Here is a 25,789-nt window from a genome sequence, read left to right on the forward strand (position 1 = left end):
TTCGAGTGTACGGTTCGCCGCCGCGGAACGGCAGCTCGGTGTGCGCAGCCGCGACGCTCGATGTTCGCTCACCGACGGCCCCCCGGCGCGGCGCCACGCGGTGGCTAGGCTGAGGGCGCTATGCCGCAGACCCACGCCGCCCTCGTCGCCGTCGAATCGCCGATCGCGCGCGACCCGCGCGTTCGCCGCCAGATCGCGTGGTTGCGCGACGCCGGCTTCGTCGTCGATTCGCTCGCGCTCGGCGCGGCACCGCCCGAGCCAGTGCGCGACCACTTCGAGCTCGGCCCCGCGCCTTCGTCCGACCCGGTCGGCACGCTGCGGCGCCACCTGCTGTCGTCTCGGCGCCGCGCCTTCCGAGAGCTCACGCTCTCGCGCTTCCCCGCCGAGGTGCGCCGCCGGGTGCATGACGGCGCCTACGACCTCATCGTGCTCAACGACCGTCACTTCGCGCCGTGGGTCGACGATCCGCGCGACTTCCCGCGCGGATCAGACGGGCGGCGCATCCACCTCGACCTGCACGAGTACTTCGTGCCCTCGCTGCCGGCGTCCTCCGCGTGGAACCTTGTCACGCGCGGCTACTACGCGTGGGCCCGACGCCAGATCGCGCACGAGGCCTTCACGAGCCGCTCAACCGTGAGCAGCGGCATCGCGCGGCTCTACGAGCATGAACTGGGCGTCGCCCCGCTCGCGATCGTGCGCAGCAGTCCACCCTTTGCTGAGTTCGAACCGAGCCCGGTCGACGCCTCGCGCATCCGCCTGATCCACCACGGCTCCGCTCACTGGAATCGCGGCCTCGGCGAGATCGTCGACGCGATGCGGATGCTCGACGAACGGTTCGAGATGACGTTCATGCTGCTGGGCGACCCGAGCGTCGAGGCCGAGCTCGCGCGCCGCACGGCCGACCTCGGAGACCGGGTTCGGGTGGTCCCGCCCGTGGAGACGACCCGGATCACCGAAACGATCCGCGAGTACGACCTCGAGATCATGTTCTTCCCTCCCCGCACGCGCAACCTCGAGCTCGCGCTGCCGAACAAGCTCTTCGAGGCCGTGCAGGCCCGGCTCGGTCTGGTGATCGGCCGCAGCCCGATGATGCAGGAGATCGTCGACCGGTACGGCAACGGCCTCGTCGTCGAGGGCTGGAGCGCCGCCGACCTCGCCGAGGTGCTGCGGTCGCTCACGCCCGAGCGAGTCGCCGCCATGAAAGCGGCATCGAGCACGGCCGCGCTCGAGCTCAACGCCGAGACGGAGCGCGTCGCCTTCCTCGCGAGTGCGCTCGGAACGACGGAGGCGGGCCGATGAGCATGCGCACCGCGCTCGTCGTCGTGCTCTCGCAGGCGCACAACGACCCGCGCGTCCGGCATCAGATCACCTGGCTGCACGAGGCCGGCTGGATCGTCGACACCGTCGGCCTCGGTCCGACGCCCTCCGACGAGGTGCGGCGGCACTTCGAGCTGCAGCCGCAGGCCGACTGGGTGCGCACCCGGCCCGGAGCCGTCATCGCGTACCGCCTGCTGCCCCGACGCCAGATGTTCCGCCGGCTCGCGCTCGACCGCTTCCCCGCCGAGTCGCTGCGGGCGCTGCGCAACGGCGAGTATGACCTGCTCGTGCTCGAGGACTTTGACTTCCTGCCCATCATCGTCGACCCGCGCGCACTCGGCACCCCGGCCGCGCGGGGCACCCATGTGCATCTCGACATGCACGAGTACCGGGGCGAGCCGCGCGTCATGACGGCCTGGAAGCGGCTCACGAGGAGATTCCGGATGTGGCAGCGCACCTTCATCGGGCACCCGCGCATCAACTCACGAAGCACGGTGGCCCGGCGAATCGCTGAACTGTACGCCGAGGAGTTCAGGATCCCGATGCCCGCGATCGTTCGGAGCGCGCCGCCTCTTCACGATCATCAACCAAGTCCGGTCAGCGACGACCAGGTGCGCCTGGTGTTTCACGGGCTCGCGAGCTGGCAGCGGGGATTCGAGCAAATCGTCGACGCTATGCGCCTGCTCGATGAGAGGTTCACGATGACCTTCATGCTCACGGGCAACGAAGCGGTTATCGCAGGACTTCGCAGTCTCGCTTCAGGTCTTGCCGACCGGATACGCATCGTGCCGCCCGTACCGATGCCCGAGATCAGCGCCGAAATCAATCAGTACGACCTCGAGATCATCTTCTTGCCCCCCGTCGGCCCGAACGTCGAGTTCGCTCTGCCCAATAAATTCTTCGAGGCGGTGCAGGGCCGCCTCGGCGTCGTCGTGGGCGAGAGCCCGATGATGGCCGAGCTCGTGCGCGAGCACGGCCTCGGCCCCGTCGTCGACGGCTGGACGGGCGCCGACCTCGCCCGCACGCTCGCCGCCCTCACGAGCGACGACGTCGCGGAGTTCAAGAGGGCGGCCCAGCGCGCGGCCGAGGTGCTCAACGCGGAGCACGAGGGCCGCGTCTTCCTCGACGCGATCGAGGCGAACCGAGCCGGCGCATGAAGGCGACCTGGCGGCTCTACCGCGATGTGACGGCGATCCTGCCGGCGCGCGCGCGCCGCTTCCTGCTGCGGTACTCGGTGCTGCTCGGCCTGCTCTCGGTGCTCGACGCCGCTGCCCTCGCCATCCTCGCCGTCGTGATCGGCCCGATCGTAGCCGGCACCCCGCTGACCCTGCCGATCATCGGCCGAGTCGACACGCTGGGCATGCTGCTGCTGCTCGGCCTGGTGTGCGTCGCGATCATCGCCAAGGGGGTCTTCGCGCTCGCGCTCTCGTGGCGCGCGACCCGCGTCTTCTCGACGTACGAGCTCGAGCTCGGCGCGCGATTGTTCGACAGCTACCTCGCCTCGAGCTGGGTCGAGCGCCTGAAGCGCAACTCGGCCGACATCGTGCGCCTGACCGACAGCAGCGTCTCGACCACGATCTCCGGCTTCGTCCTGCCGACGACGCTGCTCGTGGGCGAGCTGCTGAGCTTCGTGACGGTCGTCGTCGTGCTCGCGATCGCGCAACCGGTGGTCGCCGCGATCGCCCTCGCCTATCTGGGGATGCTCGGCGCCGTGCTCTTCTTCTGGGTCACGCGCCGCGCGCGCGAGGCCGGTCAGGTGGCGCTGCGGTTCTCGCTGCGCAGCACCCGACTGATCACGGAGATGGTCGGTGCCCTGAAGGAGGTCACGCTGCGCGCGAAGGCCGACGAGGCCGCCGCTGTCGTGCGATCGAATCGCGAACGGACGACCCGCGCGCGGGCGAACTCCCAGTTCCTCGCGCAGGTGCCGCGGTACGTGCTCGATTCGGGCATCATCGGCGGCTTCGCGCTCGTCGGCGTCGCCGGATACCTCATGGACGGCCTCACCGGAGCGCTCACGGCGATCGCGCTCTTCGGGCTCGCGGGCTTCCGCATGGCGCCCTCGATCGTGCGGTTCCAGGGCATCGTGTCGCAGGTCTCGGTCAGCACGCCGCACGCTCAGGCCGTGCTCGCCGAGATCCGCCGCTCCGAAGCGGCGACGACGACGCGCGATCGCGAGGAGGCTCCCCTGCCGGAGCATCCCCGCACCCTCCGCTTCGAGGCGGTCGGTTTCCGATACGCCGCCGACGCGCCGGAGGCGGTCCGCGAGGTCTCGCTCGAGATCCCGTTCGGCTCCACCGTCGCCTTCGTCGGCTCGTCGGGTGCGGGCAAGTCAACCATGATCGATCTGCTGCTCGGGCTCATCGAGCCGACCTCGGGACGCATCGAGATCGACGGCGTCGAGCTGTCCGCGGCCCGCGCCGCCTGGCGGCGCCGTGTCGGCTACGTGCCGCAGGACGTCTCGCTGTTCGACGCGACGATCGCCCAGAACGTCGCCCTCACCTGGACCGACGGCTACGACCTGGAGCGCGTGCGCCGAGCTCTCGAGCTCGCGCAGATGCTGGAGACGGTCGAAGCCCGCGAGGGCGGCGTGCACGCGCGCGTCGGCGAGCGGGGGCTCGCGCTTTCGGGCGGCCAGCGGCAGCGGCTCGGCATCGCCCGAGCCCTCTACGCCGACCCGCTCGTACTCGTGATGGACGAGGCGACGAGCGCGCTCGACACGGCGACCGAGGCGGCGGTGACCGATGCGATCCGCACCCTGAGGGGATCGATGACGATCATCACGGTCGCGCACCGCCTGTCGACCGTGCTCGAATCCGACATCATCTTCTTCATGCGCGACGGCGAGGTGGCTGCGCGCGGCACGTTCGACGAGCTCGTGCGCACCGTGCCCGACTTCGCGCACCAGGCGCGGCTCGCAGGGCTCGCGGGTCAGTGACTCGCGGGCGCCGTCAGCGACGGCGCTCGACCAGCGTCTCGACGACGGCGGCGGCGGCGGTGCCGTCGCCGTACGGTGCGGCGTCCGTCTCCGCCGGCGTCGGCCGCTGCACGGCGGCGGCGAGCTGGTCGAGGCGCTCGCTCACCAGCTGATTCCAGCCGAGCTCGACGGTCTCGACCCACTCGGTCTCGGGGCGCACCGTCGTGCACAGCACGCGCAGCAGGAACGCCTCCTTCTGCAGGCCACCGGAGTCGGTCACCACCCCCGCACTGCCCATGACCGCCGCCACGAGCTCCGGGTACGGCAGCGGCTCGATGGGCCGGATCGCCCCGCGTTCGAGCTCGAGCCCGTGCGAGGCCGCGAGCGAGCGCAGCCGCGGGTGCACCGCGAGGAGCACGGGCAGGTCGAGCGACGCGAGCTGATCGAGGATCGCCGCGAGGCGAACGGGATCATCGGTGTTGTCGGGCCGGTGCAGCGTCGCGACGCGGTAGCGGCCGCGCTCGACGCCCTCCGGCAGCGGGGTGCCCGAGGCGAGCACGCGGTCGCGCACCTCGTGCAGGACGTCGGTCATGACATCGCCGACGAGCACGCTGCGGTCGGCGAGTCCCTCGTGCGCCAGATGCCTCATGGCGACGTCGGTCGGCGCGAGCAGCAGATCGGCCGCATGGTCGGTGAGCACGCGATTGTGCTCCTCCGGCATGCGACGGTTGAACGACCGCAGGCCCGCCTCGAGGTGCGCCACAGGGATGTGGAGCTTGACCGCCGCGAGGGCCGCCGCGATCGTCGAGTTGGTGTCGCCGTAGACGAGCACCCAGTCGGGCCTGCTCTGCTCGAACACCGGCTCGAGCCCGGCGAGCATCGCGCCCGTCTGCGCGCCGTGCTTTCCCGAGCCGACCGCGAGGTTGACGTCGGGCTGGGCGATGCCGAGATCCTGGAAGAACACGTCGGACATGCGCTCGTCGTAGTGCTGCCCCGTGTGCACCACGAGGTGCTCCGCGTGACCGGCCATCGCTCGCGCGATGGGGGCGAGCTTCACGAACTGAGGGCGGGCTCCGACGACGCTGATGACACGCATCCGGCCATGCTAGCCGCCGGATCGAGGCGGTCGGGGTGCCCCTAGACTGGCCTGGATGTCCGAGCCGAGCCCCGCCGCCGCCGCCGGCGACCGGCCCCACGTGCTCTACGTCGCGTGGGGCTTCCCGCCGTCGCGCGGCGCCGGCATGTACCGCGCACTCGCGACCGCGAACGCCTTCGCCGCCGAGGGCTGGGAGGTCACTGTGCTCACGGCGACCCGCGACACGTTCGAGCGGCTCACGGGGAGCGACCCCGCCGCGGAGGCGGCCGTCGATCCGGCGGTGCGGGTCGAGCGCATTCCCTTCGACCCTGATCGCGGTGAGGAGGATCTGGCCCGTTGGTCCCGCTCGCGCGTGCTCTCGCCCCTGCTGTGGAACTACCTCCGCTGGCTGCGCTCGTCGGCGGCGTTCCCCGAGGGCGGGTACGGCCATTGGCGCGCTCCTCTCATCAAGGCCGCCGAGCGCATCCACGCCGATCGTCCCGTCGATCTGGTGGTCGGTTCCGCTAATCCGAACGTCGACTTCACACCCGGCGAGCACCTCCATCGGACGCACGGCGTGCCGTATGTCATGGACTACCGGGACGGCTGGTCGCTCGACGTCTACACCGGCGAGCGCGCCGTGTCGCGTCGCAGCCGGGCCGGCCGCATCGAATCGAGGATGCTGGAGAGCGCCGTCGAGGCGTGGTTCGTCAACGAGCCGATCCGTGCGTGGCACGCCCGTGAGCACCCCGAGCTCGAGGGGCGCCTGCACGTCGTCTCCAACGGCTGGGACCCGAAGTTCCTCCGCCTGCGGCCCCGTGAGCGCCTCGGCAGCGACGACGGGCTCACCTTCGCCTATCTCGGCACCATCTACGGCCCGATGCCGCTACGCGAGGCGCTCGAGGGCTGGCGGCTGGCGCGCTCCCGCTCCGAGCTCATCGCCCGGTCTCGGCTCGTCTTCCGCGGTCGACTCGGGCACTTCGCCGAGCCCGACGCCCACGCCGCGGCCCTGCTCGAGCAGTACCACGACGACGGCGTCGCCTACCTCGGCCCCGTGAGCAAAACGGAGGTCGCCTCGGTCTACGACGAGGTCGATGCGCTCCTCCTCATCGTCAGCCGCAGCCCGTTCGTGACGAGCGGGAAGGTCTTCGAGTACGCGGCGACCGGCCTGCCGATCGCGGCCGTGCACCATCCCGAGACCGCCGCGACGAGCGTGCTCGATGGCAGACCGGGGTGGTTCCCGGTCGCCGACCTCACGGCCGAGCAGGTGGCCGAGGCGATCCAGCGCACGGGCGAGCACGCCGCCACGATGACGGGCGCTGAGCTGGAGGCGGCGCGAGCCTGGGCTGCGCCGCTCGCGCGCGACGAGCAGCTGCTGCCGCGCATCCGTGCGCTGCGCGCCCTCGTCGGAGGAGCGCGATGAGCTCCCCTCCGCGCCATGTCGTCGTGCTGTTCGGCTCGAAGGGCTCCGCCTCCCCGGGCTCCTCGCTCGCCGCGGAGACCTCGCGACTGCGCTCGCTGCTGCAGGAGCACCCGCGCGTGACCGTCATCACCCGGGGTCTGGAGCGAGACTTCGCCGGTGCAGACCACCTCGACCTCGCCGCCGACGCGCCGAGCGCCGTCGATCGAGCCCTCGTGGCCGTGGGTGCTGGACGACTGCACGCGCGGCTGCGGTCGTTCCCGCTGGGGCGCCTGCTCAACTCGCTGGGGCCGCTCGACGAGGGCCGGGTGCTCTGGCGCGCGGCGCGGCGCAACGGCGCGGTGCGCGCGGCGCTGAAGGATGCCGACGTCGTGATCGCCGTGGACGCCGCGGCGGTCAAGACGGCGTGGCTGGCCCGCCGCCGTGGCTGGACGCCGGAGGCCTACTACGACCACCGGGCCGCCAGCTTCGGCCTGAGCTTCGGCGTCGACGGATCGACCGTCGCGCCGACCAGCTAGCGGCTGCCCGCGAGGAAGGGCTGGAGCACGCTCGCGGACAGCGTGCCGTCGTGCACGGCGCGCACGAACGCCGGCCCGGCTGCGGCGCGAGCGCGCGCGGCCTCACGGTCGGCGAGGAGCGAGCGGATGCTGCTCTCGAGCCTGCTCGCGCGAACGCTGACGATCGGCAGCTCGCGGCCGGTCGTGTCGCGCACGCTGCGCCGTACCTGATCCGTCACCCAACCGATGACGAGACGGCCCGCCGCGAGCGCCTCGACGGCTGCTACTCCGTAGCCGCCAAGTCGGAACTGGTCGAGCACGACGTCCGCCGAACCGTATGCTTCCCGCATCGCCGAATGTGGCAGACCCCGCAGCCGCCGATACTCGATGAGCCCCTCGTCGTGCAGACGCGACATCGTCTCGTCGATGAGATCGGTGCCCTTGAGCCACCCGGAGCTGGGCGCGTGCACGACGACGGGCCGCTCGCGCTCGAACGGCGCGGCGTCGGTGTGCCACCGCTCGGGCTGGATCACGACGGGCAACCACGTCGCGCGCGGCACATCGAGGAGGAGATCCGGGGTGGAGACGAAGACCGGCAGCTGCAGTCGGTCCAGCAGCGCCGCATTCTGCATGGCCGCTCGCTCGAGCCGGCGCGTCGACGCGTGCTGTGGGTCCGCGAACGGAGAATCGGCTTCGAGCGCCGCGTGCCGGCTCGGCAACCGGATGTCGCTGCCGTGGCACAGCATGGCCACGTGGATGCCCGTCGCCTGCAACCTGCGCACCTGCTGCTCGGTCGTCTCGGTCAGAATGCTGCCGAGCGGCTGCTTCTGCCCCTCGACGATCACGTGCGTCGCGTGCGAGAGCACATGGTCACTCCATCGACGATGCCATGGGCCGGACGCCGCGTAGGCAGCGACGGGGACCTCGTAGTCGGCCATGTGGTGGAAGTCGCTGCGAGTGCGAACCATCGCGTTCTGCGCCACCGTCTGTCCATCGGCTCGTTCGAGTGCGCGACACCACTCGTAAGCCTGCCCGGCGTAGTTGAGCGGCGCCACGATGACTCTCCGGTCACCCTCGAGAGGCGGCGGCTCACCCAATTCCTCAAGGTCGAACCGGTAGGCGGGAGGGAGCACTCGCCCGAGCACGCCCTCCGGCAGGGCGGAGAGCACGTGCCCAGCTGCGCGACGCGCGAGCTCGAGGAGCGCCGGGCGGGTCATCGCGCCCCCTGCGCGGCCCCGGCCACGGCGTTGGCCGCACGGCCTGCGACGGCGGCGAGCGAGACCTGGTGCCGCCCCCAGTCCGCGAGCTGCGCGCGCTCCTCGGCGGTCGCGGGATGCTGGAGAGCGTAGGCGATCGCGGCGCCCACGGCGGAGACGTGGAACTCGACAGCACGGGAACCGGCCGCCGTGGCGGGCGGCATGCTCGCGATGAAGTCGGCGCCCACCCCCTCACCCACGTAGAGGGCCGGCGTGCCGCACGCGAGCGCGGCCAGCAGCTTCGTCGGCAGCGCGTAGTCGTACGACTGACCGGGCCGCAGCGAGACGACGGCGAGCGTCGCGGCGCGGAGGTGGGCGGCGGCCTCGTGCGGCGGGACGGTGTCGATGAGCTCGACGGAGTCACCCACGCCGAGCTCGTCCGCGAGACGGCGCAGGGCGGGCCACGAGGCACCGGCGCCGACGAACCGCAGCCGTGCATCCGGGTGCCGCGCGATGACGGCGGGCCACGCCTCGACGAACACCTCAGCACCCTGCCACTCGCTCGCCGTGCCCGTGTAGACGACGGTGCGCCCGGCGACGGATGCTCGGTCGCCGGTCGGGGCGAAGATCGACGTGTCGACGCCGTTGCCCACGACCTCCACGGTCGCCTTCGGCACGAGCTCGCGCAGGCGCGCGGCGATCGCGTCGTTGACGGTGAGCACGACGGCGGCGCGGCGCATCGCGAAGCGCTCGAGCGCCCGCACCACCGCGACGACGGCGCGCGGGGCGCTCGTCGCGGCAGCGGCGTCCGACCAGCAGTCCGCCGCGTAGTAGGCGAAGGGCAGCCGGCGCACCCCGCAGGCGAGGGCGACCACCGCGCCGGTCGTCGGCGGCGGCTCGGTCACGACGACGGAGGGTCGAGGGGCCGCGAGCAGGCGCAGGAGGACGGGAAGGTCGAAGCTCAGGTACGACAGGTATCCCCGTACGCTCCCGTCCGCCGCCCGTTTCACCGGCCACCGAGAGACCCGGTAGGGGGTCTCCTCGATCGTGAGACCCGCTGGCGGTCTCGTCGTCAGCACGAGCATCCGCCCGCCGGCGCGCGCCCACGTCTCGGCGAGCGCCGCCAACCGGTAGCTCGCCGCCGAGGGCTCGGGCGCGAACAGCCGCGAGACGAGGATCGCGTCGACCATCGTCAGAAGGTGACGGCGGTTCCCGTGCGGGCCGAGGCGAGCATCCCCTCGACGACCGCGAGGGTCCGCAGGCCCTGCTCCATCGTCACGACGTCGGTCTGCTCGCCCAGCACGGCGTCGCGGAAGTGCTCGTGCTCGACCCGCAGCGGCTCGCGCTTGGCGAAGGCGTATCGGATCACGTCGCCCTCGCTGACGCCGCGGAAGCTCGACACGCTCTCCCACTCGAGTGGGATGGTGCCGTTCGCATGGAATGTGAGATCGCCGGTCGCCGTGTCGGCGACGAAGGCCCCGCGCTCGCCCGTGACGATCGTGACCCGCTCCTTCATGGGGCTCAGCCAGTTGACGAGGTGCGAGACGACCGTGCCGTTCGTGAGACGCCCGGTGGCCGTCACCATGTCCTCGTACTCGCGCCCGCTCTTGTGCGCCGTCTGCGCGAAGACCGTGCGGTACTCGCTCTGCGCGACCCAGGCGGTGAGGTCGATGTCGTGGCTCGCGAGGTCCTTGCCCACCCCGACGTCGGCGATGCGCGCCGGGAACGGGCCCTGTCGCCGCGTGGCGATCTGGTAGACGTCGCCGAGGTCGCCCGCCTCGAGGCGACGACGCAGCTCCTGCAGCGCGGGGTTGAAGCGCTCGATGTGGCCGACCGCGCCGACGAGCCCCTTGGCGGCGAACGCGTCGACCATGCGCTGGCCCGCCTCGACCGTGTCGGCGATCGGCTTCTCGACGAGCGTGTGGACCCCTGCCTCCGCGAGCCGGAGCGCAGCATCCTCATGGAATCTCGTCGGGACGGCGACGATCGCGATGTCGATGCCCTCGGCGATGAGAGCGTCGATGTCGGGGAGGATCGGCAGTCGCCCGGCGACTCCGTGCGGGTCGCCCCCGGGGTCGGCGATCGCGACGAGCTCGACGCCGGGGAGCTCGCGCAGGACGCGGGCGTGGTGGCGGCCCATCATGCCGACGCCGAGGAGACCGGCGCGCAGCTCGGCCATCAGGAGCCCGCCTTCGCGACCTTGTTCACGGCCTTGACGATGCGCGCGAGGTCCTTCTTCGTGAGCGACGGGTGGACGGGCAGCGACACCACCTCGGCGGCGGCGCGCTCGGTCTCGGGAAGATCGAGGCCGGGGGCGAACTTCGCGAGGGAGGAGAGGCGGTGGTTCGGGATCGGGTAGTAGACGCCCGAGCCGATGCCGTGCTCCTCGCGCAGCGCCTTCGCGAAGCCGTCGCGGTCGTGCGGCACGCGGATCGTGTACTGGTGGTAGACGTGCACGGCGCCGGGGGCGACCGTCGGGGTGACGACGTTCTTCAGTCGGGCATCCAGGTAGGCGGCGTTCTGCTGGCGCTGCTTCGTCCAGCGGTCGACCTTCGTCAGCTGCACGCGACCGATCGCGGCGTGGATGTCGGTCATGCGGGCGTTGAAGCCGACGACCTCGTTCTCGTACTGCTTCTCCATGCCCTGATTGCGCAGCAGCTTGACGCTACGCACGAGCTCGGGGCTGTCGCAGGCGACCATGCCTCCCTCGCCCGAGGTCATGTTCTTCGTCGGGTAGAGGCTGAACATCGCGAATCGGCCCCAGGTACCGACGGGGCGACCGTCGAGGGAGGCGCCGTGAGCCTGCGCCGCGTCCTCGTAGATGTCGACGCCGTACTTCGTCGCGATCGCCTCGAGCTCGCGCATGCGGGCCGGATGCCCGTACAGGTGCACGGGCATGATGCCCTTCGTGCGGGGCGTGATCGCCGCCTCGACCGCAGCCGGGTCGAGGCCGAAGGTGTCGGGCTCGATGTCGACGAACACGGGGGTCGCGCCGGTCAGCGCGACCGAGTTGCCGGTCGCCGCGAAGGTGAAGGAGGGCACGATGACCTCGTCACCCGGGCCGACGCCCGCGGCGAGCTGACCGAGATGCTGACCCGCGGTGCCGCTGTTGACGGCGACGCAGGCGCGACCCTGCACGAAGTGCGCGCCGAACTCCTGCTCGAACGCGGCCACCTCGGGGCCCTGGGCGACCATGCCCGACTTCATGACGCGCATCACGGCGCGGCGCTCGTCGCGGCCGATGATCGGCTTGGCGGCGGGGATCAGGGGCTTGCTCACGCGTTCGCGTCCTCTCTCAATGCTCCGTCGACCTCGCGGTAGACGTCGCCGGTCTGCGGGCACACCCAGGCGCCATCGCGCTCGACGAGCCGCACGCCCGCTCGCCCCACCCAGCCCAGGCGGCGCGCGGGCACGCCGGCCATCAGGGCGAAGTCGGGGACGTCCTTCGTCACGACGCTGCCCGCGGCGATCGTCGCCCAGCGGCCGATCGTCACCGGGGCGACGCAGACGGCGCGAGCGCCGATCGCAGCCCCCTCGCGGATCGTGACGCCGACCGGGGTCCAGTCGTGCGCCGACTTCGGGGTGCCGTCGGGGTTCACCGCGCGGGGGTAGGTGTCGTTCGTCAGCACGACGGCCGGGCCGATGAACACGCCGGCCTCGAGCTTCGCGGGCTCGTAGACGAGCGCGTAGTTCTGCACCTTGCAGTTGTCGCCCAGCTCGACGCCGGTGCCGATGTAGGCGCCCCGGCCCACCACGCAGTTCTCGCCGAGCCGAGCGTGCTCGCGCACCTGCGCCAGATGCCAGATCGAGGAACCGGATCCGATGGTCGCGGAGTCCGCGACGTCGGCGGACTCGACGATGCGCGCGTCGGACGATGCAGTCACGTCAGGAGGCTCCCGGGGAGGTGGGGACGGGGGTTCGGCGCGGCTCGGGCGCGACGTCCAGGCTATCGCCTTCTGCCAGAATGGCCCGTATGCCCACCGCACCCGAGCCCGGCCCGGCCGGCGCGTCGACCGTCGGCCGCGAGCCGACCGTGTGGGTGGTCATCCCCCTCTTCAACGAGGCCACCGTCGTGGGCCGCGTCATCGAGGAGCTGCTGACGACCTTCCAGCACGTAGTATGCGTCGACGACGGGTCGACCGACGGTTCGGCCGAGGTCGCCGAGGCGGCCGGCGCGAGAGTGATCCGTCACCCGTACAACCTCGGGCAGGGCGCAGCCCTCCAGACCGGCATCTCGTACGCGCGCGAGCAGCCCGGCGCCGAGTACATCATCACCTTCGACGCCGACGGTCAGCACCGCCTCGTCGACGCGCAGGCGATGGTGGCGCTCGCCCGGGCGGAGAAGGCCGCGATCGTATTCGGCTCGCGCTTCCTCGACGACCGCACGAAGCCCGGCGCGCTCAAGAGGCTCGTGCTGAAGACCGCCGTGCTCGTCACGAACCTCACCACCGGGCTGACGCTGACGGATGCCCACAACGGGCTGCGCGTGATCCGCACCGATGCGGCCCGCGCCGTGAACCTCAAGCAGGACCGCATGGCGCACGCGACCGAGATCGTGCTGCAGCTCGGCCGCACCCGGCTGCCGTACCGCGAGTTCCCCGTCGAGGTGCTCTACACCGACTACTCGCGCGCCAAGGGCCAGTCGCTGCTGAACTCGATCAACATCCTCGTCGACCTCGTGATCAACTGACCGGACGGAGGCGATCGACATGTGGTTCCAGCTCCTCCTCGTGCTCGCGCTCGTGGCCATCGCGGCGTACCTGCTGCGGTCGACCCCGAACGCCAAGCACCTGGCGATCCGCCGGCTCGTCGTGTTCCTGGGTCTGGCCGCCGGCATCGTCGTGGTCGTCGCTCCGGGCGTGCTGACGAGCATGGCGCGCGCCGTCGGCATCGGCCGCGGCGCCGACCTGCTCTTCTACACGGCGATCGTCGCGGGCCTCGTCTACGTCGTCAACGAGTACAAGCGCTCGGTGCAGCTGGCTCGTGCCAACACCCAGCTCGCCCGCGAGCTCGCCCTCACTGAGGCGCGCCTGCAGGATCGCATCGCCGAGCTCGAACGAAAGGAACCGTCGTGAAGATCGCCGTCATCGCCCTCGGGAAGATCGGGCTACCGCTCGCCGCGCAGTTCGCCTCGAAGGGGCACGAGGTCGTCGGAGTCGACGTGAACCCGGCGACCGTCGCAGCGGTGAACGCCGGTCTCGAGCCGTTCCCGGGCGAGGCGCACCTCCAGGAGCTGCTGGACGAGCTGGTGCCCGCTGGCCGCCTGCGGGCGACGACCGATTACGCGGATGCTGTTCCCGGTGCCGACGCGGTCGTCCTCGTGGTGCCGCTCTTCGTCGACGAGAACGCGGTTCCCGACTTCGGCTGGATGGACACCGCCACGCGGAGCCTCGCCGAGCACCTCACGCCGGGCACGCTCGTCGCGTACGAGACGACTCTGCCCGTCGGCACGACGCGGACACGCTGGAAGCCGATGCTCGAGCAGGGCTCCGGGCTCGTCGAGGGCCGCGACTTCCACCTGGTCTTCTCCCCCGAGCGCGTGCTCACCGGGCGCGTCTTCGCCGACCTGCGCAAGTACCCCAAGCTCGTCGGCGGCCTCTCGGCCGAGGGCGCCGCGGCTGCCGTCGCGTTCTACGAGGCGGTGCTCGACTTCGACGAGCGCCCCGACCTCGCGAGGGGCAACGGCGTCTGGGACCTCGGCAGCGCCGAGGCGGCCGAGATGGCGAAGCTCGCCGAGACCACCTACCGCGACGTCAACATCGGCCTCGCGAACCAGTTCGCGCAGTACGCGGCGACCGCCGGCATCGACATCTACCAGGTCATCGAGGCGTCGAACTCGCAGCCGTACAGCCACATCCACCAGCCGGGCATCGCGGTCGGGGGCCACTGCATTCCCGTCTACCCGCGCCTCTACCTCTGGAACGACCCGGCCGCGACCGTCGTGCGAGCGGCGCGCGAGGCGAACGCCGGGATGCCCGACTACACCGTCGGCCTCCTGGAGGGCGTGCACGGTGACCTCGCCGGGCAGCGCGTCGTCGTGCTCGGTGCGGCGTACCGCGGCGGCGTCAAGGAGACGGCGTTCTCCGGCGTGTTCCCCGCCGTCGAGGCGCTGCGGGCTCGCGGAGCCGACGTGCTCGTCCACGATCCGCTCTATAGCGACGACGAGCTCGCCCGCTTCGGCTGGACGCCGTACCACGTCGGCGAGCCCGTCGATGCGGCGATCGTGCAGGCCGATCACGCCGGGTACCGCGAGCTGACGCCCGAGGCCCTGCCCGGCATCCGCACGTTCGTCGACGGTCGCCGGGTCTCGAGCGCGGAGCGCTGGCCGGGCGTCACGTACCGCGTGATCGGCATCCCCGGGATCTGATCACGGCCATGCGGGTCGCGATCACCACCGGGCACCTGTCGATCCCACCCACGTACGGCGGTTCGGGGTTCGACGTCAGAGGGCGCTGAGCGGCCTGCCCTCATCGAGTCGCACGACCTCGCCCGCGACGGCGAGCGGACCACCCCGTCGGAGCAGGAGCACGAGGATCGCTCCCCACGCGATCGACGCCGTCACCCAGAGCAGCATCGGGCCCGGCAGGCCGGCCCACCACCATTCGAGTCGCGAGTCCAGGCTGATCGCACGCACGTCGTTGCCGGTCACGTAGCGGCGGATGTTCGTGTAGAGCGAGAGCGACTGGGTACCCCACAGCGCGAGGCCCACGACCCAGCGCTGCGCGAGCGACAGCCGCAGCCACCGGCCCCCCGCGGAGAGCAGCGCAACGCCGGCCAGCACGATGATGATGGGCAGGATGTAGCGCGGCTGCACCTGGGCGCCGACCTGATCACCCCCGCGCGTGAGGGTCCAGGTCGGGATGAGCCAGACCGCGGCGGCCCCAGCGGCGAAGACGAGCGCCTTCCGCACGTCGATGTGCGCGAGACCCGTGAACGCGACCGCGACGTAGACCCCGACGCCCGCGAAGGCCACGACGGCCGGCAGCGGGGTGTCGAACCACCCGAGGCTCCAGAAGCCGAGCGCGCCGGCCCAGAGCGACGGCACGTCCAGCAGGTTCGACAGGGCGAGGCCGAGGCCGAGGCCGCCGGTCGAGCCCGTGCCCCCGGTGGGGCCGCCCGGCACGGTGGGCCCCGATCCGCCGCCGCTCGGCGTGTTCACCCCGCCGAAGCCCTGAGCCGCGCTGCCGAGCTGGCCTGCGGCGAGCGCGAGCACGAGCGCGAGCACGGCGAGGGCGACGGGCAGGATGCTCGCGACCGCGAAGGCCCGCGTGCGTGCTGCCCGCAGGACGAGCACGGCGGCGATGCCGAGCACGGCGTACACGCCCGCATCCGCTCGAGCCCCCGCAGCCATGATCACGCCCACGGCCGCCAGGCCCCCGAGGAGCCAGCGTCGTCGGCCCTCCGAGTCGACGTACCCGAGCAGGGCGATCCACGATGCGCCCACCCCGATGACGGCCCAGGAGCTGGGGTTGACCGAGGGGATCAGGAACATCCCCAGGGGCACCACGCTGACGAGGAACGAGCCGACGGCGGCGACCCGGTGCTGCCGCGGCAGCAGCACGGCGAGCGCCGTGACGAGGGCGACGAAGATCGTCGCGTTGAGCATCCGCATCATCAGCACCGAGGTGTTGACGTCGTCGGTCGCGAGCACCGACATGGTGCCGTAGAAGACGGGCGGGTAGGCGCCGACGAAGTTCCCGCGGGTCGACAGCACGAGCTCGGGGTCGGTGAACGCGCCCTCCTGGCACGTCGCCGCCTCGGTCGAGTCGCGCGAGTAGCAGGGGTCGTTGGTGAAGGCGAGCGGCACGAATCGCGCAGCGGGATCACCCGACTCCTCGCACAGGCTCGTGCGGTCGCCCGCGGCGCACCAGATGCTCGCCAGGTGATAGTCCTCATCGGGCGACGAGCCGACGGGGGACGAGAACGCCCAGCCGCCCAGCACGATGAGCGCGAGGATCGGGAGCACGAGGAGCCGCGCGAGCGCGCGGAGACGGGAGCGGGTCGAGGTCTGCATGCCGAGGGCCAGCGTACCGGCGCGGTGCGCACTCCCCGGCATCCGGCGCTACCGGGCTCCGTGCGGCCGTCGCATAGACTGACCCGACATCCCTCCCACGACGAGAGCACCCCATTGGCCGACCCTGCCGCCTTCCACCGCGCCGAGCGCATCGCGAGCCTTCCGCTCATCGAGGTCGGTCGGCACGGCGGTTTCCTCACCGGCACCGGCCAGGCGATCCGCGACATCTGGCACCGCCGCGAGCTGCTCGGCCTGCTCGTGCGGCGCGAGCTGAAGGCCCGGTACAAGAACAGCTCGCTCGGGCTCGTGTGGAGCCTCATGCGGCCGCTCAGCCAGCTGCTCATCTACTACTTCGCCGTCGGGCAGATCATCGGGCTCGCCCGCGCCATCCCCGACTTCGCGATCTTCGTCTTCGTCGGGCTGACGGCGTGGATGCTCTTCAGCGAGATCGTGTCGAACGCGACCGTCTCGATCATTCACAACCAGGGCCTCGTGAAGAAGGTGTACCTGCCGCGCGAGATCTTCCCGCTCGCGAGCGTGGGCAGCGCGCTGTTCAACTTCGCGGTCCAGTTCCTCATCCTGGTCGCCGCGATGGTCGCCCTGCAACGCGTGCCCCTAACGGGCGAGATCCTGTACGCCGTCGCGGCCTTCATCATGCTCGTGACCTTCGCGACGGCGCTCGGCGTGCTGCTCGCCGGGGTCACGGTCTACGCCCGCGACCTGGAGCACCTCGTGGAGGTCGTGCTGGCGGTGCTGTTCTGGGCGTCGCCCGTGGTGTACTCGTTCGGGTTCGTCCGCGACGTCATCGGCGGCACCGTGCTCGAGCAGATCTACCTCGCCAACCCGATCACGATCGCCGTCATGGGATTCCAGCGCGGACTGTGGATCGCGGGCTCCGATCCGGCGAACGGCATCGTGTGGCCGCCCGACATGGCCTGGCGCATGCTCGCGGTGTTCCTGTTCAGCCTTGTGCTGCTCTGGGTCAGTCAGCGCCTCTTCTCCCGCATTCAGGGCAATTTCGCGCAGGAGCTGTGACGATGACCACCCCCACGATCATCGACGTCTCCGGCGTCTCGAAGCGCTTCGTGCTCCACCAGCACAAGTCGCTCAAGGAGCGCATGGTCGCCTTCGCGACGGCGCGCAAGTACCAGGAGGAGTTCTGGGCGCTGCGCGACGTCGACCTGCAGATCCCGACCGGGTCGACGGTCGGACTCGTCGGGCACAACGGCTCGGGCAAGAGCACGCTGCTGAAGGTCATCGGCGGCATCATCCAACCCACCACGGGACGCGTGCAGCGTCGAGGACGCCTCGCCGCGCTGCTCGAGCTCGGCGCGGGCTTCCACCCCGATCTGACGGGGCGCGAGAACGTCTACCTCAACGCCTCCATCCTGGGCCTCACGAAGGCGGAGACCGACCGGTACTTCGACGAGATCGTCGCGTTCTCCGGCATCGAGAGCTTCATCGACACGCAGGTGAAGTTCTACAGCTCGGGAATGTACGTGCGCCTCGCCTTCGCTGTCTCGGTGCACGTCGATCCCGACCTGCTCCTCGTGGACGAGGTGCTCGCGGTCGGCGACGAGCCGTTCCAGCGGAAGTGCCTCGCGAAGATCGCCGAGTTCCAGCGCGAGGGCCGCACGATCGTCTTCGTGAGCCACTCCTCCGATCAGGTCGCGCAGCTGTGCGACCGGGTCGTGGTGCTCGACCGCGGTCGGATGGTGCACGACGGCTCGCCGGCGGACGGCATCCGAGTCCTGCGCGAGACCTTCGAGGCCGCCCATGCCGCCTCCCCGCGCGTCGAGCACGCCGACGGCACGCTCACGACCGGCGCCCGCATCGACGACGTGCGCGTGACCTCGACGTCGACCGACCTCTCGGGTGACTTCACGCCCGGCGGCGACATCGAGGTCGTCATCGACTACACCGTCGGCGACGTGCCCGCGGGCTGGATCGCCGGCATCGACCTCGAGACGCCCGTCGGTCAGGGCGTCTACCGCGTCAACACCGAGGGGCTCGGCATGGAGCTGCCGACGACGCCCGGCGAGTACTCGCTCGCGATCCGTCTCGGCGGCAGCGCGCTCGGGGCGGGCTCGTACCAGCTGCACGCGAGCCTCGTCACCCCCGAGGGTCGCGACCTCGATCGGCGCCAGCCCGCCGCGAGCTTCTCGGTCTCGACCGAACGAGGCGGGGTGGGCGTCGTGCACTTCAGCACGAGCGCCGAGCTCTCCACGAGCTGACGCCGCCCTGCGCGTCGTCGCCGCAGCAGCCGGGCCGCTATCGGCGGCTGGCCTCGAGCGAGCCGCGGGCGATGGCAGCCTCGTCGTCGAGGTCGACGACGGTCGCAGGGCGGTAGCTCGACCACTTCCGCACCTGGAAGGCCGGATTCGTCAGCAGCCACCGGAGCTTGCGCGCGAGCGAGAAGTCGGTGTCGCGCGCGATGCGCAGCGAGTCGCCGAGGATGCCGCGCACGGTGAGCCGCACCTGCGCGGCGCGCGTCATCGGCAGGATGTCGAAGCCGATGCGCCGCAGGCCGACTGTCTCGTCGAAGATCCGCTTGCCGTACTCGGCGAGCGTCAGATCGTTCGAGTGCTCCACCGCGCCGCCCGGCGCATAGGCCTTGATGAGCCCCGCACGGATCACGTCCTGCCCGAACAGCTGATCCTCCGCGTAGGGCACCTCGCGGTACGGGATGTCGCCGGTCAGCACCCTGCGCCGCGCGGCCGAGTTGACGTCGGAGTAGAAGCCGAGCGACGCGATCGCGCGCTCGTCGATCGCTCCGGGGGGCCGGCGGTAGAGCGTGATGCCGCCGTCGGGCCCGAGGCCCGCGAAGACCCCGCGGATCTCGTACTTCAGCAGCGGGAAGCAGCGCGGCCTCGGCACCTGCTTGCCGACGACGCCGACGACGTCCGGCGACAGCGCGAAGGGAGCGAGCAGGTCGCGCAGCCAGTGCTCGCCGATCGGCACGGCGTCGTGCGTCAGGTAGACCACGAACTCGCCGCGCGCGAGCTCGGCGGCGAGATTGCGGGTGCGCCCGTGCTGGAACTCGCTGTTCGGGATGCGATGGAGCCGGACATCCGGGAACGCCGCGACGATGTCGAGGGTGCGATCGGTCGACCCGGAGTCGATCACGAGGGTCTCGACCTCGCCCTCGACGCCGGTCTGCCTCCCGATGGCCTCGAGGATGCGCTGCAGGTGGTCCTCGCCGTTGTAGGTGAGGATGGCGATCGTCGCCGTGACGCTCATCGTTGCTCCTGAAGCATGTCGGTCCATGTCGCCGCGATGCCCTGCTCGAGGCTCGTCGGCGCGCGGATGCCGAACTCGGCGTCGAAGCGCGACACGTCGAGCACGACGCGGTCGACGAAGGTGGACGGTGTCGGAATCTCGCGCACCGGCACGTCGCGGCCCGTGACCGCCGCGATCGTCTCGAGCACCTCGCGCACCGAGTGACCGCGACCGCTGCCCAGGTTGTACACCTCGTGCTGCGGGTCGACCTCGGCGAGCGGCACGATCATGCGCACGAGGTCGTCGACGTAGATGTAGTCGCGCACCATGGAGCCGTCGCCGTAGCGCGTCACGCTCTCGCCGCGGGCGATCTGGCGCAGCGCGATGGGGATGAGCCCCTGCTTGCGATTGGGGTGCTGGCGGGTGCCGTAGGGGTTCGAGATGCGCAGGCTCGTCGAGTGCAGCCCGTGCTTGACACGGAAGTATCGGAGGTAGTGCTCGATCGCGAGCTTGCCGATGCCGTACGGCGAGACCGGGAGGGCGGGATCGGTCTCCGCGAAGCCCGACCGCTGCTGCGGCCCGTAGATGGCTCCGCCGGTCGAGGCGAAGACGACCCTCCCCACCCCGGCGTCGGCGCACGCGGAGAGCAGCTCGACCGACTGCGTCACGTTCGTGCGGATGTCGAGCGTCGGATCGGCCTCGGCCGTCGCGGGGGAGGTCGTGGCGAGGAAGTGGAAGACGACGTCACGCCCGGCGACGGCGGTTCGGAGATCGCTGCGGCTCAGGAAGTCGCCGGGGAGCTGGACGGCGCGCGACGAGCGGAACGTCGCCGCTCCGGAACTGAAGCGGTCGAACGCGGTGACGGCGTGCCCCGCTTCGTCGAGCGCGTCGACGAGGTGCGAGCCGATAAAGCCGTTGCCGCCGACGACCAGGACGTCAGCCACGCATGCCCCGTTCGAAGGCCTCCAGGAACTGCCGCCCCGAATCCGACCAGTTGACGTCGACGACGGATGCCGACATCGCGAGCGAGCGCTCGACCTGGTCGGGCCGCTCGATCACCTCGACCATGCGTCGTGCGATCGCCCGCGGCGAGAGCGGCACGTACTCGATGAACGGGTTGTCGCTCACCATGCGGTTGTTCGGGCCGTCATTGACGACCGGCGCCACGCCGCTGGACATGAGCTCGAGCGGCAGCAGCGACATGTTCGACAGCGACATCACGAGCCCGGCCGCGCAGCGGTTGTACAGCGCGTTGAGCTCGGTGACGTCGAGCACGGCCTCGTTGCGCACGGGGAACGGCAGCTCCCAGTTCGAGACGTCCCAGCCGGCCAGGTTGATGGTCGCGTCGGGCTTCATGCGCGCGAACTCGGCGAGCGCGAGCACGCCGAGCTCGAAACCGCGGCGGGCGGTCACAGGACGCGCGTAGAAGAACACCTCGCCGCGGCGCTCGCGGTTGGTGACCGAGTAGTGCGTCTTGTCCACGGCGAAGTCGAAGTGATCGGTGCGCATGCCGTACTCCGCGGCGAGCTTGTGGGCGAGCCACCCTCCCGCTGTGATGCCGTGGAAACCGAACCGATAGGTGTTCTCCGCGAGCACCGCCTCCGAGCCCAGGGGGTAGAAGCTCGGCTCGAAATCCTGCACGAAGTAGAACCGCCGGGCGCGGCCGCGGTCGCGGTAGACGGGGTACGCGGTCTCCCACCCGGTTGCGAAGACCGCTTGCGCGCTGTCATGGATGCCCGTGGCCGGGTCGTACTGCAGGAGCTGAGCCTCGACGTCGGCGTAGCCGCTGGAGGCGCGCATCATCGCCCGCACATCGGCGATGCTCACGCTGCCGCTCCTGGCCGAGTAGAAGTACACGGTGCAGCGGTGCCCGGCCTCCTCAGCGAACCGGATGAATCGGAAGAGGTTCTGGTGACCGCCGCTGCCGTCGCCGGGCGGCGACATGATCCACGCGATGTCGACGGGGCCCTCGGAGACCGTGATCGGCACGGGTCGGTGCTCCGCCGGCTCGGTCCAGTCGACCGCCGCAGCATCCTCGCTCGAGACGAGCATGTGCACGCGGTGCTTGCGGACCTTGCTCGCGAGCGTGCGCGCGGCGCGGAGCGCGAACTCGCCCGGCCCCTCGTCGCGCAGCACCCGGAGCGGGCGGAGCACTCGGAACAGCTTGAAGCGTGCCATGCGGGTCCTCTCCGAGGAACGAGCCGATCGCGTCGTCGGGGCAGGATCGTTCACTGTGTCGCGTCGTCGGGGCGCTCGCACCGACCGGGCCAGTCTATTCAGGCGTCGTCGAGGGGGGAGAGGAGCCCCTGCAGGTAGCGGCCGTAGCCGCTCTTCTCGAGGGGCGCCGCGAGCGCCAGCAGCTGCGCGTCGTCGATCCATCCAGCGCGCCAGGCGATCTCCTCGATGCAGCCGATCTTGAACCCCTGGCGGTCCTCGATCACGCGCACGTACTCGGAGGCCTGCATCATCGACTCGAAAGTGCCCGTGTCGAGCCACGCGGTGCCGCGATCGAGCACCTGCACCTGCAGCCGGCCCGCCTTCAGGTAGTGCTCGTTGACGCTCGAGATCTCGAGCTCGCCGCGCGCGCTGGGGGTGATGGTCTTGGCGATCTCGACGACCGCGTTGTCGTAGAAGTAGAGCCCTGGCACCGCGTAGGAGCTCTTCGGCCGAGCGGGCTTCTCCTCGATCGACACCGCCGTCATCGTCTCGTCGAACTCGACCACGCCGTAGGCGCTCGGGTTCGAGACCTGATAGGCGAAGATGAGCCCGCCGTCGATCGAGCCGTGCGCGCGCAGGGACGAGCCGAGGCCGCTGCCGTGGAAGATGTTGTCGCCGAGCACGAGGGCGACCGAGTCGTCGCCGATGAACTGCTCGCCGATCAGGAAGGCCTGCGCGAGCCCGTCGGGGCTCGGCTGCACGGCGTACTCCAGCCGGATGCCGAGGTCGCTGCCGTCGCCGAGCAGCGCGCGGAACTGCTCGTTGTACTCAGGCGTCGTGATGACCAGGATCTCGCGGATGTCGGCCATCATGAGCGTCGACAGCGGGTAGTAGATCATCGGCTTGTCGTAGATCGGCATGAGCTGCTTTGAGATGCCCTTGGTGATGGGCCACAGCCGCGTTCCCGACCCTCCGGCGAGGATGATTCCCTTCACAGCGTTCCCTTCCGGCCCCGGCGACGAGGGCCGCCGGAGACCGGCCGAGTCTAGCAACGGGCCTCCCCCGTAGAATCGCCCGGTGAAGATCATCGTCACCGGCGGCGCCGGATTCATCGGCAGCAACTTCGTGCACCACGCGGTCGCGCACACCTCTTCTAGCTTCACCGTGCTCGACAAGCTCACCTACGCGGGCAACCTCGCCTCGCTCGAGGGTCTGCCGGCCGACCGGGTGCGCGTCGTGCAGGGAGACATCTGCGATGCCGCGCTCGTCGACGAGCTCGTGCGCGACCACGACGCCGTCGTGCACTACGCCGCCGAGAGCCACAACGACAACTCCCTCGACGACCCGCGCCCCTTCGTCGACACCAACATCCTCGGCACCTTCACGCTGCTCGAGGCGGTGCGCCGCCACGACAAGCGCTTCCACCACATCTCGACCGACGAGGTCTACGGCGACCTCGAGCTCGACGACCCGAACCGCTTCACCGAGACGACCCCCTACAACCCGTCGAGCCCCTACTCGTCGACGAAGGCGGGCTCCGATCTGCTGGTGCGCGCGTGGGTCCGATCCTTCGGCGTGCGAGCCACGATCTCCAACTGCTCGAACAACTACGGCCCCTACCAGCACGTGGAGAAGTTCATCCCCCGCCAGATCACGAACGTGCTGCGCGGGGAGCGTCCGAAGCTCTACGGCTCGGGCGAGAACGTGCGCGACTGGATCCACGCCGACGACCACTCGGCGGCGGTGCTCACCATCCTCGAGCGCGGGGTGATCGGTGAGACCTACCTCATCGGCGCCGATGGCGAGAAGAGCAACCGCGAGGTCGTCGAGCTCATCCTGACGACCCTCGGCCAGCCGAGCGACGCCTACGACCACGTGAAGGACCGCTCTGGGCACGATCTGCGCTACGCGATCGACTCGTCCAAGCTGCGCACCGAGCTCGGGTGGGCGCCGCGCTTCGCCGACTTCGAGGCGGGCCTGCGCGCGACCGTCGAGTGGTACCGCAAGCACGAGGAGTGGTGGGCCCCGCAGAAGGACGCGACCGAGGCCCGCTACGCCGCGCAGGGGCAGTGACGGCGTGACGCGCATCCTCATCACGGGCGCGGCGGGGATGCTCGGCCGCGACCTGCAGGCCGCGCTCGCCGACCGAGCGGTCACCGCGCTGTCGCGATCCGAGCTCGACGTCGCCGACGTCGACGCCGCCCGCGAGGCGGTCGCCGGCCATGACGTCGTCATCAACGCCGCGGCGTGGACGCGCGTCGACGACGCGGAGTCGCACGAGCCGGAGGCCCACCGCGTCAATGCGCTCGGCGCGCAGTCGCTGGCCCGGGCCGCCGCGGGCGCGGGCGCGGTGCTCGTGCAGCTCTCGACGGACTACGTCTTCGACGGACGGGCGTCGACGCCCTACCTCGAGGATGCTCCGCTCGCGCCGGTCTCGGCGTACGGCCGCACGAAGGCCGAGGGGGAGCGCCTGGCCCGCGCAGCGCACCCGGAGGGCACCCTCATCGTGCGCACCGCGTGGCTGTACGGCGAGCACGGCCCGAACTTCGCGGCGACGATGCTCGGCCTCGCGACGCAGCGCGACACGCTGTCGGTCGTCGACGACCAGCGCGGGCAGCCGACGTGGACGCGCGACCTCGCCGAGCAGATCGTGCGACTCATCGACTCGGGAGCCCGCTCAGGCGTGCTGCACGGCACCGCCTCGGGCGAGACCACCTGGTTCGGGTTCGCGCGCGCCATCTTCGAGGAGGCCGGCCTCGACCCGGAGCGGGTGCGCCCGACCGATTCGAGCGCGTTCGCGCGCCCTGCGCCCCGACCGGCCTACTCCGTGCTCGCGCACGAGGGCTGGCGCGCACTCGGCCTCGCGCCGATGCGCGACTGGCGCGAGGCGCTCGCCGACGCCTGGCGCTCGGGCGCTATCGCCCTGCCGACCGCGTAGCCGGCTGCACGAGGTCGCGCAGGACATCGATCGCACCGCGGCTGTAGCGGGTGTACCGGCCGGCGAGCGCTCCTGCGAGGACGCCGGGCACTCGCAGCGGCTGCCAGCGCGGCAGGCGCGACCGACGCCGCTCATGCTCGAGCTTGGCGCGCGCGGCGGCCACCGCCTCGGGGCGGCCGCCGATGCGCTCGAGCCGTTCGACGAGCGCCTCCGTGCGAGCGATGAGGCGTGCGGCGCGCTCGTCACGGGGCTCGCGCAGGCGCTCCCATCGCCGCGACCACGTCACCTCGCTGGCGCCGATGACGTTCGCCCCGTGCTGCCGGTAGTCGAGCCAGGGCTCGTCGACCAGGCGCAGCCCGCCCTCGACGGCCGCCATGATCGCGAGCCACTCGTCGTGCACCCAGGCGGCGGGGAAGGGGGCGGCTCGCCGAGCGAGCTCGCGCCGCACGAGCACCGTCGCGCCCGTCACGAGGTTGCGGCGCAGCAACGCAGGGAGGGCTTCGCCGCGCTGCAGCCGCGCACGCTCGTCGCCGGTGGCCTCGAGCGTCGCGAGCAGTCGCGCGCCCGTGTCGCGGCCGTCGGCGTCGACCAGTCGAGCGTCGGTGTGCACGAGCGAGACGCGGGGGTCGTCGAAGAGCGGCAGCAGTCGGGCGAGACGACCGGGCGGCCAGACGTCGTCCTGATCGCTGAGCGCGACGATGTCGCCCGAGCACGCGGCGATCGTGCTGTCGAAGTTGGCGGTCACGCCGAGCGCTCGCTCGCGACGCAGCACCCGCAGCGAGACAGCGGCCGTCGGATGCTCCGCTCGATGGCGGGCGACGGCGCGCTCGACGATCGCCACCGTGTCGTCGGTCGAGGCGTCGTCCCCGACGACGAGCTCCTGCGGCGCCGGCACCTGGTCGAGGATGCTGCGCACCTGCTCGCCGACGAACGCCGCGCCGTTGTGCGTGCAGAGCGCGACCGAGACGCTCGGCGCGCGCGACTCGGCGTCGGCGGGTGACGTGGCCTGGGGCACGGACCCAGCCTAGGAGGGCGCCGCTAC

The 25,789-nt window shown here is 71.1% G+C and carries 24 protein-coding genes; 12 read left to right on the forward strand and 12 right to left on the reverse strand.

The features are described 5' to 3' along the window. Positions 1–120: 120 nt before the first annotated feature. The 3 genes from ID804_RS07845 to ID804_RS07855 are packed head-to-tail and all read left to right on the forward strand — an operon-like array spanning position 121 to position 4,252. Entirely contained in the window at positions 121–1,299 is a 1,179-nt protein-coding gene (locus ID804_RS07845; protein ID WP_169079700.1) for a glycosyltransferase, read from the forward strand. Then, complete coding sequence (locus ID804_RS07850; RefSeq protein ID WP_169079698.1) at positions 1,296–2,474, forward strand: glycosyltransferase; 1,179 nt, start codon at positions 1,296–1,298, stop codon at positions 2,472–2,474. Before ID804_RS07845 ends, ID804_RS07850 begins: the two co-directional genes overlap by 4 nt. Then, positions 2,471–4,252, forward strand: coding sequence for an ABC transporter ATP-binding protein (locus ID804_RS07855; protein ID WP_169079695.1), 1,782 nt, complete (start codon positions 2,471–2,473; stop codon positions 4,250–4,252). Before ID804_RS07850 ends, ID804_RS07855 begins: the two co-directional genes overlap by 4 nt. A gap of 13 nt (positions 4,253–4,265) precedes the next feature. On the opposite strand, the gene wecB is transcribed toward ID804_RS07855, so the two are convergent. Then, entirely contained in the window at positions 4,266–5,327 is a 1,062-nt protein-coding gene (gene wecB / locus ID804_RS07860) for a non-hydrolyzing UDP-N-acetylglucosamine 2-epimerase (protein WP_169079693.1), read from the reverse strand. 55 nt (positions 5,328–5,382) lie between these two features. On the opposite strand from wecB, the gene ID804_RS07865 reads away from it, so the two are divergent. Both ID804_RS07865 and ID804_RS07870 read left to right on the forward strand, forming a co-directional pair. Continuing rightward, on the forward strand, positions 5,383–6,729 hold the full coding sequence (locus ID804_RS07865) for a glycosyltransferase family protein (protein ID WP_169079691.1): 1,347 nt from the start codon (positions 5,383–5,385) through the stop codon (positions 6,727–6,729). Continuing rightward, entirely contained in the window at positions 6,726–7,244 is a 519-nt protein-coding gene (locus ID804_RS07870; protein ID WP_169079689.1) for a hypothetical protein, read from the forward strand. Before ID804_RS07865 ends, ID804_RS07870 begins: the two co-directional genes overlap by 4 nt. Here the strand turns inward: ID804_RS07870 and ID804_RS07875 are convergent. The 5 genes from ID804_RS07875 to ID804_RS07895 all read right to left on the reverse strand — a co-directional run bounded on the left by ID804_RS07875 (position 7,241) and on the right by ID804_RS07895 (position 12,303). Beyond that, positions 7,241–8,278: a hypothetical protein gene (locus ID804_RS07875; protein WP_169079687.1), complete on the reverse strand. Its 1,038-nt coding sequence runs from the start codon at positions 8,276–8,278 to the stop codon at positions 7,241–7,243. The genes ID804_RS07870 and ID804_RS07875 overlap by 4 nt on opposite strands. 158 nt (positions 8,279–8,436) lie before the next feature. Continuing rightward, the gene (locus ID804_RS07880) at positions 8,437–9,609 is read right to left on the reverse strand and encodes a glycosyltransferase (protein WP_169079685.1); all 1,173 of its coding nucleotides are present in this window, start codon (positions 9,607–9,609) and stop codon (positions 8,437–8,439) included. 2 nt (positions 9,610–9,611) lie between these two features. Next, the gene (locus ID804_RS07885) at positions 9,612–10,598 is read right to left on the reverse strand and encodes a Gfo/Idh/MocA family protein (RefSeq protein ID WP_169079683.1); all 987 of its coding nucleotides are present in this window, start codon (positions 10,596–10,598) and stop codon (positions 9,612–9,614) included. Next, positions 10,598–11,698 carry a DegT/DnrJ/EryC1/StrS family aminotransferase gene (locus ID804_RS07890; protein ID WP_169079681.1) on the reverse strand — a complete coding sequence of 367 codons (1,101 nt, stop codon included), beginning with the start codon at positions 11,696–11,698 and terminating at the stop codon, positions 10,598–10,600. Before ID804_RS07890 ends, ID804_RS07885 begins: the two co-directional genes overlap by 1 nt. Continuing rightward, positions 11,695–12,303 carry an acyltransferase gene (locus tag ID804_RS07895; protein WP_169079679.1) on the reverse strand — a complete coding sequence of 203 codons (609 nt, stop codon included), beginning with the start codon at positions 12,301–12,303 and terminating at the stop codon, positions 11,695–11,697. Before ID804_RS07895 ends, ID804_RS07890 begins: the two co-directional genes overlap by 4 nt. An 89-nt stretch (positions 12,304–12,392) precedes the next feature. On the opposite strand from ID804_RS07895, the gene ID804_RS07900 reads away from it, so the two are divergent. The 3 genes from ID804_RS07900 to ID804_RS07910 are packed head-to-tail and all read left to right on the forward strand — an operon-like array spanning position 12,393 to position 14,786. Continuing rightward, positions 12,393–13,109 (forward strand): glycosyltransferase family 2 protein, encoded by a 717-nt coding sequence (locus tag ID804_RS07900; protein WP_169079676.1) that lies wholly within the window; start codon positions 12,393–12,395, stop codon positions 13,107–13,109. 19 nt (positions 13,110–13,128) lie between these two features. Beyond that, positions 13,129–13,494, forward strand: coding sequence for a DUF2304 domain-containing protein (locus ID804_RS07905; RefSeq protein ID WP_169079674.1), 366 nt, complete (start codon positions 13,129–13,131; stop codon positions 13,492–13,494). Beyond that, positions 13,491–14,786: a nucleotide sugar dehydrogenase gene (locus ID804_RS07910; protein WP_169079672.1), complete on the forward strand. Its 1,296-nt coding sequence runs from the start codon at positions 13,491–13,493 to the stop codon at positions 14,784–14,786. Before ID804_RS07905 ends, ID804_RS07910 begins: the two co-directional genes overlap by 4 nt. Before the next feature lie 75 nt (positions 14,787–14,861). Here the strand turns inward: ID804_RS07910 and ID804_RS07915 are convergent, their stop codons facing one another. Further along, positions 14,862–16,433, reverse strand: coding sequence for a DUF2142 domain-containing protein (locus tag ID804_RS07915; protein WP_169079670.1), 1,572 nt, complete (start codon positions 16,431–16,433; stop codon positions 14,862–14,864). A gap of 114 nt (positions 16,434–16,547) precedes the next feature. Here ID804_RS07915 and ID804_RS07920 point away from each other — a divergent pair, with 114 nt between their 5' ends. Next, positions 16,548–17,468 carry an ABC transporter permease gene (locus ID804_RS07920; protein WP_169079668.1) on the forward strand — a complete coding sequence of 307 codons (921 nt, stop codon included), beginning with the start codon at positions 16,548–16,550 and terminating at the stop codon, positions 17,466–17,468. Positions 17,469–17,470: 2 nt separating this feature from the next. Further along, entirely contained in the window at positions 17,471–18,667 is a 1,197-nt protein-coding gene (locus tag ID804_RS07925; protein ID WP_169079666.1) for an ABC transporter ATP-binding protein, read from the forward strand. Between the two features lie 37 nt (positions 18,668–18,704). Here the strand turns inward: ID804_RS07925 and ID804_RS07930 are convergent, their stop codons facing one another. From ID804_RS07930 to rfbA, 4 genes are all read right to left on the reverse strand, one after another. Continuing rightward, on the reverse strand, positions 18,705–19,673 hold the full coding sequence (locus ID804_RS07930; protein WP_211161160.1) for a glycosyltransferase family 2 protein: 969 nt from the start codon (positions 19,671–19,673) through the stop codon (positions 18,705–18,707). Continuing rightward, a complete protein-coding gene (locus tag ID804_RS07935; RefSeq protein ID WP_169079662.1) occupies positions 19,670–20,596 on the reverse strand; it encodes an NAD-dependent epimerase/dehydratase family protein in 927 nt (308 codons plus the stop codon). Before ID804_RS07935 ends, ID804_RS07930 begins: the two co-directional genes overlap by 4 nt. Further along, complete coding sequence (locus tag ID804_RS07940) at positions 20,589–21,830, reverse strand: rhamnosyltransferase WsaF family glycosyltransferase (protein ID WP_169079660.1); 1,242 nt, start codon at positions 21,828–21,830, stop codon at positions 20,589–20,591. The genes ID804_RS07935 and ID804_RS07940 overlap by 8 nt, the downstream gene beginning before the upstream one ends. Before the next feature lie 98 nt (positions 21,831–21,928). Beyond that, positions 21,929–22,804 (reverse strand): glucose-1-phosphate thymidylyltransferase RfbA, encoded by an 876-nt coding sequence (gene rfbA, locus ID804_RS07945; RefSeq protein ID WP_169079658.1) that lies wholly within the window; start codon positions 22,802–22,804, stop codon positions 21,929–21,931. Positions 22,805–22,886: 82 nt separating this feature from the next. Between rfbA and rfbB the strand changes: the two genes are divergently transcribed. Both rfbB and rfbD read left to right on the forward strand, forming a co-directional pair. Beyond that, positions 22,887–23,882 (forward strand): dTDP-glucose 4,6-dehydratase, encoded by a 996-nt coding sequence (gene rfbB / locus ID804_RS07950; RefSeq protein WP_169079656.1) that lies wholly within the window; start codon positions 22,887–22,889, stop codon positions 23,880–23,882. Between the two features lie 4 nt (positions 23,883–23,886). Further along, entirely contained in the window at positions 23,887–24,747 is an 861-nt protein-coding gene (gene rfbD, locus ID804_RS07955) for a dTDP-4-dehydrorhamnose reductase (protein WP_169079653.1), read from the forward strand. On the opposite strand, the gene ID804_RS07960 is transcribed toward rfbD, so the two are convergent. Further along, positions 24,725–25,762 (reverse strand): glycosyltransferase, encoded by a 1,038-nt coding sequence (locus ID804_RS07960; RefSeq protein WP_169079651.1) that lies wholly within the window; start codon positions 25,760–25,762, stop codon positions 24,725–24,727. The genes rfbD and ID804_RS07960 overlap by 23 nt on opposite strands. Positions 25,763–25,789: the final 27 nt, after the last annotated feature.

Origin of the sequence: Microcella alkalica, assembly GCF_014595885.1 — a bacterium.
Taxonomy (GTDB): Bacteria; Actinomycetota; Actinomycetes; order Actinomycetales; family Microbacteriaceae; genus Microcella; species Microcella alkaliphila_B.